Here is a 12,060-nt window from a genome sequence, read left to right on the forward strand (position 1 = left end):
TCACCTGATGGTGGGGGCCGCCGTCGTGCCTCTTTGGGTAAGGTCAGGGATGCCTGCGGTCGACAACGAAGCCGGTTGCTGCGCTCTCGCGGACCGCCGTGATTCCGGCAGTGACTGCCTTGATGTTGGAAAAGCTGGGCGAAACCGCCACCACGGTTCCGTCATCGGCCGTCAGCCTGAACCGGTATTGCCCTGCGCCTGCTGTCTCGATTACGAATGTGCCTGCCATAGATGCTCCTTCCGACAGCTGCACCGTTGCAGCCGCCATTACGACCCCCAATTGCCAACACGACAGATTCGACGTTAGCCGCCATTCACTGGACAAACCACCCCTACTACCGGGTAATCTTTGCGCCTTAAGGTAGTAAGCATGGTTTCCTTCCTTCCGTCCACCACCGGCGTGCTGCTGTCTGCGGGTGCCGGCACCCGCCTGGGCCGCGGCCCGAAAGCCCTGCTTCCGTTCCGGGGCCGCACCCTTGTGGAGGTGCTTGCCGACGTGATGCTCGACGGCGGCTGCCGCGAGGTTGTGGTGGTGCTGGGCGCGGGCGCCGCGGACGTCCTAGGACGGACGGATCTGGCCCGCCACACTGTGGTGGAGAACCCGGAGTGGGCCGGCGGAATGGGCAGTTCGTTCCAGGCAGGGCTAAATCGCGCGCGCCCAGAAGACGATGTGCTGGTGGCCCTCGTGGACCAGCCGGGGCTGACGGCGGAAACTGTCGCCAGGCTGCTGCGGGCGCACCGTCCGGGCCGGGTGACGGCCGCCGCGTACGCCGATGCGTCCGGGAAGCTCCGGCGCGGCCATCCGCTGCTGCTCGATGCAACGCTGCGGGCGGCAGCCGCTGAATCTGCAAAGGGCGACGCCGGTGCCCGGCTTTTCCTGCAGGCCCATCCGGAGCTGATCGATTTGGTGGACTGCACTCTGCCGCCCGGTTCAGGCCAGTCCGGCGGCGAAGACCTCGACACCCCGGATCAGCTGCACCTGCTGGGCTAGTTCGCGGCCCAACGGGTCCTACTGCGCCATCCCCGCCGCGAGAAGTTCCTGCAGTCCCTGTTTGAAGCGGGCCCTTCCGCCATGGGCCGGGTGCCTGATTTTCGGCACGTCCAGGCCGCTGCGGCGGAGGCTGGTGTGCGCGACGTTTCCCATGGCCACCACGGTTTCGACGGGAAAGATCCCCGTCAGGGCCTGCCAGAACGGGGTGCCCAGCGCGGCTTCCGCGGGTGTTGGCGTGCGGTTGGACAGTGGCTGTCCCGGCACATGCGTGTGCCAAGGGCAGGCACTCCACAGCAGTGGCAAGAAGTCGAGCTCGGCCAGCACCTCCCACATCACCGTGGCCGTGGGCTCGGCGGCGACGCCGGCAGCCTCCGGCGGCAGCACGTACCCTTTCCCGGAGCCGAACAGCCCGAAGGAATTGGCCGGCCCCTGGAACATGGTGCGGTTGGTGAAGGGAACACCGGTTATCCGCATGCCGCGGAAGCCCGGCGCCTCCCCCACCAGGAGCACCCTCGGTGCCCTGTCCAGCATGTCCCCGAGGTAGGCCGCCAGGTTCTGCCGGCGCAGGGCGTTCCCGGGGACCGAATGGTCGAAGAAGTTGTTGCAGCCCGGGGGCGTTTCAACGGCCGCGAGCCGGTCTATGAAGCCCTCGATCGATGACGTCACAGGTCACCAGCGGGGGTGGACGGCCTCGCGGAAGTAGTGGTCGTAGATCCAGCGCACGCCTTCGTCGAACTCCGGGCCGAGCACCGTTGCGGCCGCGGCGGCGTTGGCTCGGGCCTGCTCCACCGAACGGGCACCGGGAATGACGGACGTGACGCCGTCCTGGGCGGCGACCCACGCGATCGCGGCCTGCGCGGTTCCGGAGCCCTCCGGCACCAGCTGCTCGAACTCGGCCACTGCCTTGAGCCCCAGCTCATAGTCCACTCCGGAGAAGGTTTCGCCGACGTCGAAGGCGTTCCCGGCGCGGTTGTAGTTGCGGTGGTCGTCCTCGGCGAAGACAGTTTCCTTAGTGTACTTCCCGGACAGCAGACCGGAGGCGAGCGGAACGCGGGCGATGATGCCCACGCCGGCGGCTTTTGCAGCGGGGAGCACCTCCTCCAGCGGCTTGAGCCGGAAGGCGTTCAGGATGATCTGCACGGATGCGGTGCCCTCGTGCCGCAGGGCTTCGAGCGCTTCCTCGGTGCGCTCCACACTCACGCCGTAGTTCCGGATGGCCCCCTCGGCAACGAGGGTGTCCAGGGCGTCGTACACCTCGGCCCGGCTGTACACCGCGGTGGGCGGGCAGTGCAGCTGGACCAGGTCCAGGGCGTCGGTCCGCAGGTTGCGGCGCGAGCGGTCCACCCATTCGCGGAAGTTGGCGAGGTTGTAGTTCTCCGGGCGCTGCTCCAGCCGGCGGCCCATCTTCGTGGCCACCGTGATGCCCGTGCCCGGGTTGTCGGCGAGGAACGCTCCGATGGCCTGCTCGCTGCGGCCGTCCCCGTAGACGTCCGCCGTGTCGAAGAACGTCACACCGGCATCAGCAGACGCCGCGAGGATGGCCTGCGCCTGTGCCGGGTCAACATTGCCCCAGTCCGCACCGAGCTGCCAGGTTCCCAGTCCAATGACTGAAACGTTCCGTCCGGTCTTGCCTAAGATGCGCTGTTCCATCCCCCGACTATATGTTGCCGAGCCCACGCGGGCTCACTTCGCGCGCCCGGCCGCGGTTCATGGGGCGAAAAGTGACTCCGCGTCGCCTGCACCAGCGGAAATGCTGCCAGCGGAAATGCTGTCAGCGGGAAAACTGTCAGCGGGAGCGCTGGCAGGAACGAGGCCAGCCTCCTTCAGCCCCAGGTAGATCCTGTCCCGGGCGATGGGCAGCTCGGCGAACCGCACGCCGGTGGCGTTCCGGATGGCGTTGGCCAGCGCGGGCGCCACGGGGTTGAAGGGGCTTTCGCTCATGGACTTGGCCCCCAGTGGTCCCATCGAATCGTTGGTGTCGGCGAAATAGACCTCGCTGCGCGGCACGTCGGCAAAGGACGGGATGTGGTACTGCCGGAGGATGTCCGTGGTGACCCGGCCGCCGTCGTCCACGCGGACCTCCTCATACAGTGCGGCACCCAGCGCCTGGGCGATGCCGCCCTCGATCTGGCCCCGGCACTGCCGCGGGTTCACCACGACGCCGGCGTCCGCCGCCTGCACGCTCTGCAGGATGCGCAGCTCACCGGTCCCGGTGTTCACCGCCACTCGGAAGCCGTGGACGTTGAAGGCCACCGAGCGCGGGGTTCCGCCCCAGCGGCCCTCGGCCTCGAGTTCGACGCCGGCCTGCCGGGCGGCGTCGAACAGTTCAGTAAGCGGCACCCTGGTTCCCTCGCAGACGACGGCGTCGCCGTCGAGCACGCATCCGGACGACTGGATCTGCCGGACGCCGGCAGCGAACGCCCGGATCCGGACGGCCAGTTCCTCGGCCGCGGCCAGTGTGGCCTTGCCGGCCACCACCGTTCCGGCCGAGCCGAAGGCGCCGGTGTCATGCTCGATCAGGTCTGTGTCGGACTGCCGGACGGTGACCCGCGCGGCCACCGTGGACAGCGCCGTCGCGGCCAGCTGCGCGTGCACCGTGGTGGTGCCGTTGCCGAATTCGGCGGTTCCGACGTCGGCGGCGTAGGTTCCGTCGGCCAGGAGCCGGAGCCTGGAATGGGCGAAGTGGCCCCGCGGCGGCACGGTGTCGATCATGGACAGCGCCGTGCCCTCCCCCGTGACCCAGTCCGGTCCCAGGTCATCCAGCCCGGCGGCCCGGTAGCGTTCGCGGCCGCGCTCCAGCGCGTCCTGCACCAGGCGCGTGCACTGGTCCAGCCCGTAGCTGCCGTAGTGGACGTCCTCCTCCGGTTCGGCATGGGTGGAGAGCATGTCGTCGCCCTCGCGGACCATGTTGCGGCGGCGGAACTCCAGCGGGTCCATGCCGATGCCCGCGGCCAGTTCGTCGATGGCCGATTCGATGGCGAAGATCATCTGGCTGAGCCCGTAGCCGCGGAAGGCGCCGGACGGCACGGTGTTGGTGTAGACGGCGAGCGCGTCCACCTTCTTGTTGGCGCATTTGTAGACGGCCAGGGATTCGCCACAACCGTGGAACATGACCCCGGGGGCGTGGTTGCCGTAAGCCCCGGTGTTGGTGAGGACGTCCAACTGCAGCGCCGTGAGCCTGCCGTCACTGCTGGCGCCGGCCTTGAGCTTGATGGTGAAGGGGTGCCGTGTGGTGCTGGCGGTGAACTGCTCGGTCCGGGTGAACTCCAGCTGCACGGGCCGGCGCAGTTTCAGGGCCGCGAGCGCGGCGATGTCCTCCGCGAGCACCTCCTGCTTTCCGCCAAAGCCGCCGCCCACCCTGCCCGCCACCACGTGGACCTGGTCCTCCGGCAGCCCGAACACGCGGCAGAGCGTGCGGCGCACCAGGAACGGAACCTGGGTGGACGTGCGCACCTGCAGCCGGCCGTCGTCGTCCACCGATGCGATGGAGGCGTGCGTTTCCAGCGCCACGTGCTGGACGCGTTGGGTGCGGTAGGTCTGCTCATGGAGGAAGTCGGCCGCCGCGAAGCCGTCGCTGACGCTGCCCAGTTCGGAGTGCAGTTCGGCCACGATGTTCCGCTCCGGCTGGGCGATCCGCGCCGTGCCGGCATCCTTGTCGCCGTGGACTGAGGGGGCGCCGGGCCGGATGGCGTCCTGCGGGGTGAACACCGCTGCGAGCTCCTGGTATTCCACCCGGACCGCACGGACGCCCGCCTCCGCCGCGCCCACCGATTCGGCGACGACGGCGGCCACCCGCTGCCCGCGGAACCTCACCACGGTGTCCAGCAGCCGGGTGTCGTCGGGGTCGTCGGTGAAGAGCTCGTGCTGGGCGCTGGAATACAGCTGGTCCGGGGCGTCCTCGGCGGTGAGGACGGCCACGACTCCCGGCACCTCCATGGCGGCCGAGGTGTCGATGGAAAGGACCCGGGCGTGCGCGTGCGGTGAGCGCACGAGTTTCATGTGCAGCAGGCCGGGCAGCGCCTCGGCCGGGACGTCCAGCGTGTAGCGTGCTTGCCCAGTGACCACCGCGCGGCTGGCCGGCGCGGGAACGTCGTCGCCCAGCCGGCCGGGCTCCGGGGCCGGCTGCCCGCCGCCGGCGATTCCCGAGCCGGGGCCTTCCGGTGCCGGGTGGCCTTCGTGGCCGCAGACGGCGTCCGCGATGGCCCGGTATCCGGTGCACCGGCACAGGTTTCCCTTCAGGTTGCGCGGCAGGTTTTCCTTCTGGCCGTCGTCGAAGGTGGCTGCCGTCATCACCATGCCCGCGGTGCAGAAGCCGCACTGGAAGCCCTGGCGGTCCAGGAACTGCTGCTGCATGGGATGCAGGTCAGCTCCCTCGCTCGTGGCGGCGAGGCCTTCGATGGTGGTAACGGCGTGGCCCTCGGCGCGCACGGCCGGGTAGATGCAGCTGTGCACCGGCGTGCCGTCCACGTGCACGGTGCAGGCACCGCAGTCGCCGCCGTCGCAGCCCTTCTTCACGCCGAAGTTGCCCTGCTCCCGGAGGAACGTGCGCAGGCACTGGCCTGGCCGCGGCTGCGCCTGCACCGGCGCACCGTTGATTTCCATGGCCATGCTCAGGCCCCTCTCTTCGTCTGCGTCTGTGTCTGCTGCGGCGGCTGTGCCGGCTGTGGTGGCCAGAAGTCTCCGGACACTTCGGCCGGCGCTCCGGCCGGCATGCCCAGTTCTGCCCGGATTTCCTCGGCCAGGCGGTGCGTCATGTCGCGGCGCCACCCGGGCAGCCCGTGGATGTCATCGTGGTATAGGCCGGCCGGGATGGCGGCCTCGAGTTCGCTTGCCAGCTCCGGCGCCTCCGGCAGGGAACCGAACCGCAGCTGCACCGGCCGTTTGGTGGCGGCGGTGACGGTGAGCGTGAACTGGCCGCCGCCGTCGAGCCTTCCGATCAGCAGCACCGCCGACCTGCCGAGGTTGCTCAGCGAGAGCCGGCGGAACGCCACTCGGGAGGACAGGGCCGACGCCGGCAGGCTGACGCTGCGGAGCAGCTCGCCGGGTGCCAGCGCGTTTTGCCCGTCCCCGGTGATGAAGTCGGCCACCGGCAGTTCCCGGCGGGAGCCTCCCGGGCCGAGGACCGTGGCCGTGCCGTCCAGCCCGGCGCACAGCGAGATCATGGGCCCGGCCGGCAGGGACGTGCACAGGTTGCCGCCCACGGTGGACATGTTCCAGACCTTGAAGGACGCCACGAAGGAGTCGCAGCAGGGCCGGATGAGGTCCAGGCCGGGCCAGTCTTCGGTGCCGGCACCTTCTTCGGCCAGCTTGTCCGGGAGCGCGTAGAATTCGGCGACGGTGCAGGTGGCCGCGATCTCGAGGCCGTCCGCGGTCACGGTCACGGGCTGCCAGCCGGCGGAGCCGAGATCCAGCAGGCGCCGCAGCGGCTCGGGACCGAAGGCCGTGCTGCCGTAGGAAAAGAGGACGGTGCCGCCCGCCAGCCAGGCGTCACCCTCGCGCCAGTCGGCGGGGTCGGTGGTGCGGACCACCGCCTCGATGGTATTCATGTCCATGCGATCTCCTGGGATGCCTGTTCTTTGCCGAGTGCCGGTTGGTGGCTTAACGCGGGCTCCGTGCCCCCGGCGGGAATTGAATGAATGGGTCCGCTGCCGTCCCGTAACGGAATGCAGGCGCCGGCACCGGTGCGCGCTGCGATGAGCTCCGCGGTGATGGAGACGGCCACCTCCGCCGGTGTGACGGCGCCGAGATCCAGGCCGATGGGCGAATGCAGCATGGCCAGCCGCTCCGGTGCGACGCCGGCCTCGAGCAGCCCGTCGATGCGCTGCCGGTGGGTGCAGCGCGAGCCCAGCGCGCCGACGAAGGCAACGTCCAGCTCCAGTGCTTCCTGGAGCAGCGGAATGTCGAACTTGGGGTCGTGTGTCAGGACGCAGATGACCGTGCGGGAGTCGATCCTGCCGGCGGAGGCTTCCGCGGCAAGATACCGGTGCGGCCAGTCGGTGGCCACCTCGTCCGCCGCGGCGAAGCGCTCCTGCGTTGCGAACGCCGGCCGGGCGTCGCACAGCGTGACGCGGTAGCCAAGCAGCTTGGCGGCCGGCACCAGCGCTGCGCCAAAGTCGTTGGCACCGAACACCAGCAGCCGGGCCTGCGGCAGGCGGCTCTCCACCAGCAGGGTCACTGGTTCCGTCGAGGGCACTTCACCCCCGGTACTGTGGGCGCTCCCGACAGAAACGCCACAGCCCCGCGGCGGCGCCAGCCTGACCAGTCCCGTCCGGCCGCCGCGCAGCAGCGGCTCGAGCTGGGCGGCGGCAGCGCGGAGTGCTTCCCGCCAGGCCTCAGCGTCCGGGTTCAGCAAGTCCAGCCCCAGCAGTGCCGCGAGGTCGGCCGATTCCGCCACCTCAAACGTGCCCGGATCAGGAACCACGACGACGGCTGGCGGCTGGGCGGCGGCCTCGCCCGCTGTCCCACCTGCCCCCAATGGTCTGCCGGTAGCGATGCCCGCGGCAGCGGCCCTGTCCGCGGGCGCGTCGATCCGCCGGATCAGGGCAAGCGGCCGTTCGGGATCGGCGGCCAACATCCGAAAGGCACCGAGCCCGGCCGCGCTGCCGTCCAGGGACTGGATATGGACCTCCAGCTCACCGCCGCAGGTGAGCCCGACGGCGAACGCGTCCTCAGTGCTGAAGCCAAAAGCCTCAAGGCGGGTGCCGCCGTCGGCCATCACTTCCAGCGCCGAGGCAACCACGGCCCCCTCAACACAGCCGCCGGAGAGGCTGCCGAGGATCTCGCCCGACTCGGACACCAGCATGGAAGTCCCGGGCGGCCGCGGCACGGAGCCGCTGGCGGTGATGATGGTGGCGACGGCGCACCGTTCCCCGGACGCCGCCGGGCGCCAGCCGGCCAGAGAAGGCATCAGATCCAGCATGGCAGCACTCCCTCTTCCCGTGCGATGGTGCCCATTCTCGTTCCTATTCTTGGTAGTGGAAAGCATTCGACGCCGGTCCGGCCCGGCGACGCGCAAACGGTCCGGGGATGCGCGGATTCCCGTGTCCTCCGGCCGTTTGCGCGTCGCGGGGCATTTTCCGCGTCCCTAAGCCCCGAGCAGCGCGCCGATCGGACCGCGTGCGAAGTAGACAATGAAGCCCACGGTGACCACCCACATCAGCGGATGGATCTTCTTCGCCTTGCCGGAGGCCGCGCCGATCACGGCCCAGCTCACGAAGCCCACGCCGATGCCGTTGGCGATCGAGTAGCTCAGCGGCATGGTGACGATCGTCAGGAAGGCCGGCAGCGCCACCGCGAACTTGGTGAACTTGATCTCGCGGATCTGCGCCATCATCATCGCGCCCACCACCACCAGGGCGGCGGCTGCCACCTCGAGCGGCACCACGCTGGTGAGCGGGGTGAGGAACATGGATCCCAGGAACAGCGCGCCGGTGACCACCGAGGCGAGCCCGGTGCGCGCCCCCTCGCCGATCCCCGCGGCGGAGTCGATGTACACGGTGTTGGAGGAACCTGACGTGCCGCCACCGACCACTGCGCCCACGCCTTCGACGATGAAGGCGGACTTGAGCCGGGGGAACGTGCCGTCCTTGTGCGCCACGCCTGCGCTCTTGGCGAGCCCGGTCATTGTGCCCATGGCGTCGAAGAAGTTCGTGAACACGAGCGTGAACACCAGCATGGTCGCGGCGAGACCGCCGATCCGGCCGAAGGCGCCGAACAGGTCGAACTGCCCGACGAGGCCGAGGTCCGGGGCCGAGACCAGGTGGCCCGACAGCACCGGCGTGTTCAGGTGCCAGCCGCCGGGGTTGGTGTCGCTGGCGGGGCCGATGTGCAGGATCGCTTCGACGACGGCGGCCAGCACGGTGGTGGCCACAATGCCGATGAGCAGGCCGCCCTGGACCTTCCGTGCCACGAGGATGCCCATGACCAGCAGGCCCACGATGAACACCATGGTGGGGATGGAGGTGATGGAGCCGTTGTCGCCGAGCTGGACCGGCGGGCCGCCGGCGGTGGCCTTGACGAAGCCCGAGTCCACGAAGCCGATGAAGGCGATGAACAGGCCGATGCCTACCGTGATCGCGGCCTTCAGCTCCTTGGGCACGGCCCGGAAGATCGCGGTCCGCGCGCCGGTGACGCCGAACAGGACGATCAGGATGCCGTTGATGACCACCAGGCCCATGGCCTCGGCCCAGGTGACTTCCTGGATCACCGCCACCGCGAGGAAGGAGTTGATGCCCAGTCCCGCGGCCAGGCCGAACGGCAGGTTGGCGATCAGGCCGAACGCAATGGTCATAACGCCGGCTGTCAGCCCTGTGACTGCGCCCACCTGCGCCGCGGAAAGCCAGCCACCGGCGACGTCCGTGGGGGCATTGTCCGCACTGAAGCCGCCGAGGATCAGCGGATTCAGGATGACGATGTAGGCCATCGTGAAGAAGGTGACCAGTCCGCCCCGGACCTCGCGGGCCACGGTGGAACCGCGCCGGGTGATGTGGAAGAAGCGGTCGAGGAACGAGTTCGACGCCGGGGGCCTGGGGCTGCTGCCCCGCTGCGCCTTGCCGGATGCCGGGTTCTTTTCGGGTGCCGCTGTCTGCCCTGCGCCCAGAAGCGCAGCCTGCTGTTCAGCGGTATTGTCCAGGATTGTCATGTCAGCCACCGGGCCCTAGTAGTCAATCCTGGAGTCGAGCGTGTTCCAGGTGTTGAAGGGTTCCAGGATGGCGGGGGCTTCGGGGTGGCCCAGCTCGAGCTTGGAGACCGGCATCAGGGCATGGCGGTCCTCGTTGTCGAAGTACTCGTAGAAGACGGCGTCGTCGAAGCCCACGGAGGCGGCGTCATGCCGGTCCGCGGCGAAGACCACGCGGTCGATGCGGGCCCAGAGCGCCGAGGCGAGGCACATGGGGCATGGCTCGCAGCTGCTGTAGAGGGTGGCCCCGCGGAGGTCAAAGGTGCCAAGCCCGCTGCACGCGCGGCGGATGGCCGTGACCTCGGCGTGGGCGGTGGGATCGTTGTCGGCGGTGACCCGGTTGACGCCGTCGAACGCCTGACCGTCGGCGGTGACGATCACGGCGCCGAACGGGCCGCCGCTGTTCAGGACGTTGGCGGTTGCCAACCGGATGGACCTGGCCAGGAATGCCTCGGCCGTGACGGTGGTACTCATGATGCGACTCCCTTTGCTGTGGAAGCCGGTACCCCGCGGGCGGAACGGAAAGGACCAAGTGCGACGGTTACCAGGCTTCAGCATGTGCTTTTGAAGGTTAAGTTGCGCCTGGTAGATAGCTTCCCCGGAGTCCGGGTGCCCGCCTTTGGCAACTCGAGATTAGCACCGGAATGTGGTCCGCGCCATAGTTTTCTGGAAACTTAATTTCGCAATGTGAAATGCGTGTTTCCGACGGCTCACGTCTGGCGGTTGTGGGCCGCCACTTCAAGGCCTGTCACAAACGGCACCCATTGACCACCTTCCCGAGCCCGCCCTACGCTGGTGCCGACTCGCCGCCCGGGCGTCGCTTTACAGGGCAGCGTGTCCCCTGGATCAGCAGACAGGACCACTGAGCTGGAAAGTATCAGCACGCTCAGACAAGGATCCTCATGGCCCAGCCCTTTAAGCTTCCATCAACGAACGGCACCGCCGAATCCCGGCTCTGGATCCGGAACCCGCTGGCGGCCTTCACCGCCAACAGCCTCGACGCCTCGGGCGGCCTGGTGGTCAGCGGCGGCAGGATTGTGGAAGTGCTTGGCACCGGCCAGACGCCCTCCGCTCCCTGCCAGCAGACCTTCGACGCCGGCAGCCACGTCGTCCTGCCCGGCCTGATCAACACCCATCACCACTTCTACCAAACGCTCACCCGCGCGTGGGGCCCGGTGGCCAACGCTCCCCTGTTCCCCTGGCTGCAGAACCTTTACCCGGTCTGGGCCAGGCTGACCCCGCGGGACCTTGAACTCGCGGCCACCGTGGCCCTCGCCGAATTGCTCCTCTCCGGCTGCACCACGGCCGCGGACCACCATTACCTCTTCCCCGCCGGGATGGAGGACGCGGTCGACGTCGAAATCGGCGCCGTCCGGCATCTGGGCATGCGGGCCACGCTGACCCGGGGCTCCATGACGCTGGGCGAGGACGACGGCGGGCTGCCGCCACAGTCGACGGTACAGACACCGGACGTGGTGCTCGCCGACAGCGAACGGCTGATCCGCGAGTACCACGAGCGCGGCGACGGCGCCGTGATCCAGATTGCGCTGGCGCCCTGCTCGCCGTTTTCCGTCACCAAGGAGATCATGGCGGAGAGCGCCGCAATGGCGGAGCGGCATGACGTCCGGCTGCACACCCATCTCGCGGAGACCCTCGACGAGGAGCAGTTCTGCCTTGAGACGCTCGCGCTGCGCACCGTGGACTATTTGGACAGTGTGGGCTGGCTGACGGACAGGACGTGGCTGGGCCACGGTATCCATTTCAGCGACGCTGAAATTGCCCGGCTGGGAGCAGCTGGAACCGCCCTCGCCCACTGCCCGACGTCGAACATGCGACTCGCGTCCGGCACCGCCCGGGTGCTCGAACTGGAGGAAGCGGGAGTGCCCGTGGGGCTGGGAGTGGACGGATCGGCGTCGAACGATGCGTCCAACATGATTCTCGAGGCGCGGCAGGCGCTGTACCTGCAGCGGCTCCGGTACGGCGCACACGTTCCGGTGGAGCGGGCGCTGGGCTGGGCCACGCGCGGATCGGCGGCGGTGCTGGGCCGGCCCGACCTGGGCCAGCTGGCGCCCGGGATGCAGGCGGACCTGGCCCTGTTCCGACTGGACGACCTGCGGTTCTCCGGCGCCCATGATCCCCTCTCCGCCCTGCTGCTGTGCGCCGCCGACCGCGCGGACCGCGTGATGGTGGGCGGCGAGTGGCGCGTGATCGACGGGCAGATTCCAGGACTGGACGTGGCCGGGCTGATCGCTGAGCATTCGGCGGCGGCGCGGCGGCTGGTGAACGGCTGACACCCCGCCGTTACGACGGTTCCCTGCGCACACGATGCTGCGAATCGTCGAGTGGGCAGGGAACCATCGAAACGGGGCCGGTCTACTGCTAGCGTGGCGGC

The 12,060-nt window shown here is 69.1% G+C and carries 10 protein-coding genes; 2 read left to right on the forward strand and 8 right to left on the reverse strand.

The window, feature by feature from the left end; translation table 11 throughout:
• Positions 1 to 43: 43 nt before the first annotated feature.
• Positions 44 to 229 (reverse strand): YegP family protein, encoded by a 186-nt coding sequence (locus ACHMXB_RS13635; RefSeq protein ID WP_331575326.1) that lies wholly within the window; start codon positions 227 to 229, stop codon positions 44 to 46.
• A 141-nt stretch (positions 230 to 370) separates the two neighbouring features.
• Here ACHMXB_RS13635 and nboR point away from each other — a divergent pair, with 141 nt between their 5' ends.
• Positions 371 to 991: a nicotine blue oxidoreductase gene (nboR, locus tag ACHMXB_RS13640; protein WP_395399059.1), complete on the forward strand. Its 621-nt coding sequence runs from the start codon at positions 371 to 373 to the stop codon at positions 989 to 991.
• A gap of 18 nt (positions 992 to 1,009) precedes the next feature.
• Here nboR and ACHMXB_RS13645 read toward each other — a convergent pair whose 3' ends face one another.
• The 7 genes from ACHMXB_RS13645 to ACHMXB_RS13675 form a co-directional block, all read right to left on the reverse strand.
• Positions 1,010 to 1,657: a uracil-DNA glycosylase gene (locus tag ACHMXB_RS13645; RefSeq protein WP_395399061.1), complete on the reverse strand. Its 648-nt coding sequence runs from the start codon at positions 1,655 to 1,657 to the stop codon at positions 1,010 to 1,012.
• 3 nt (positions 1,658 to 1,660) lie between these two features.
• Positions 1,661 to 2,641: an aldo/keto reductase gene (locus ACHMXB_RS13650; RefSeq protein ID WP_395399063.1), complete on the reverse strand. Its 981-nt coding sequence runs from the start codon at positions 2,639 to 2,641 to the stop codon at positions 1,661 to 1,663.
• A gap of 57 nt (positions 2,642 to 2,698) precedes the next feature.
• Positions 2,699 to 5,599, reverse strand: coding sequence for a molybdopterin-dependent oxidoreductase (locus ACHMXB_RS13655; RefSeq protein WP_395399065.1), 2,901 nt, complete (start codon positions 5,597 to 5,599; stop codon positions 2,699 to 2,701).
• Positions 5,600 to 5,601: 2 nt separating this feature from the next.
• Positions 5,602 to 6,543, reverse strand: a complete 942-nt coding sequence (locus ACHMXB_RS13660; RefSeq protein WP_395399067.1) for an FAD binding domain-containing protein — start codon at positions 6,541 to 6,543, stop codon at positions 5,602 to 5,604.
• Positions 6,534 to 7,910 carry an XdhC family protein gene (locus ACHMXB_RS13665; RefSeq protein WP_395399069.1) on the reverse strand — a complete coding sequence of 459 codons (1,377 nt, stop codon included), beginning with the start codon at positions 7,908 to 7,910 and terminating at the stop codon, positions 6,534 to 6,536. The genes ACHMXB_RS13660 and ACHMXB_RS13665 overlap by 10 nt, the downstream gene beginning before the upstream one ends.
• Before the next feature lie 165 nt (positions 7,911 to 8,075).
• Entirely contained in the window at positions 8,076 to 9,641 is a 1,566-nt protein-coding gene (locus ACHMXB_RS13670; RefSeq protein WP_395399071.1) for an NCS2 family permease, read from the reverse strand.
• Positions 9,642 to 9,647: 6 nt separating this feature from the next.
• Entirely contained in the window at positions 9,648 to 10,142 is a 495-nt protein-coding gene (locus ACHMXB_RS13675; protein WP_003806330.1) for a nucleoside deaminase, read from the reverse strand.
• Between the two features lie 428 nt (positions 10,143 to 10,570).
• Between ACHMXB_RS13675 and ACHMXB_RS13680 the strand changes: the two genes are divergently transcribed.
• Positions 10,571 to 11,959: an 8-oxoguanine deaminase gene (locus ACHMXB_RS13680; RefSeq protein WP_395399073.1), complete on the forward strand. Its 1,389-nt coding sequence runs from the start codon at positions 10,571 to 10,573 to the stop codon at positions 11,957 to 11,959.
• The last annotated feature ends 101 nt before the right edge of the window (positions 11,960 to 12,060 follow it).

The sequence above is a fragment of the Arthrobacter sp. UC242_113 genome (assembly GCF_044054585.1).
Taxonomy (GTDB): Bacteria; Actinomycetota; Actinomycetes; order Actinomycetales; family Micrococcaceae; genus Arthrobacter.

Excerpts from the sequence above, each read along its gene's own strand:
- ACHMXB_RS13635 (WP_331575326.1), bottom strand. The coding sequence starts at position 229 with ATGGCAGGCACATTCGTAATCGAGACAGCAGGCGCAGGGCAATACCGG.
- nboR (WP_395399059.1), top strand. The coding sequence starts at position 371 with ATGGTTTCCTTCCTTCCGTCCACCACCGGCGTGCTGCTGTCTGCGGGT.
- ACHMXB_RS13650 (WP_395399063.1), bottom strand. The coding sequence starts at position 2,641 with ATGGAACAGCGCATCTTAGGCAAGACCGGACGGAACGTTTCAGTCATT.
- ACHMXB_RS13655 (WP_395399065.1), bottom strand. The coding sequence starts at position 5,599 with ATGGCCATGGAAATCAACGGTGCGCCGGTGCAGGCGCAGCCGCGGCCA.
- ACHMXB_RS13660 (WP_395399067.1), bottom strand. The coding sequence starts at position 6,543 with ATGGACATGAATACCATCGAGGCGGTGGTCCGCACCACCGACCCCGCC.
- ACHMXB_RS13665 (WP_395399069.1), bottom strand. The coding sequence starts at position 7,910 with ATGCTGGATCTGATGCCTTCTCTGGCCGGCTGGCGCCCGGCGGCGTCC.
- ACHMXB_RS13675 (WP_003806330.1), bottom strand. The coding sequence starts at position 10,142 with ATGAGTACCACCGTCACGGCCGAGGCATTCCTGGCCAGGTCCATCCGG.
- ACHMXB_RS13680 (WP_395399073.1), top strand. The coding sequence starts at position 10,571 with ATGGCCCAGCCCTTTAAGCTTCCATCAACGAACGGCACCGCCGAATCC.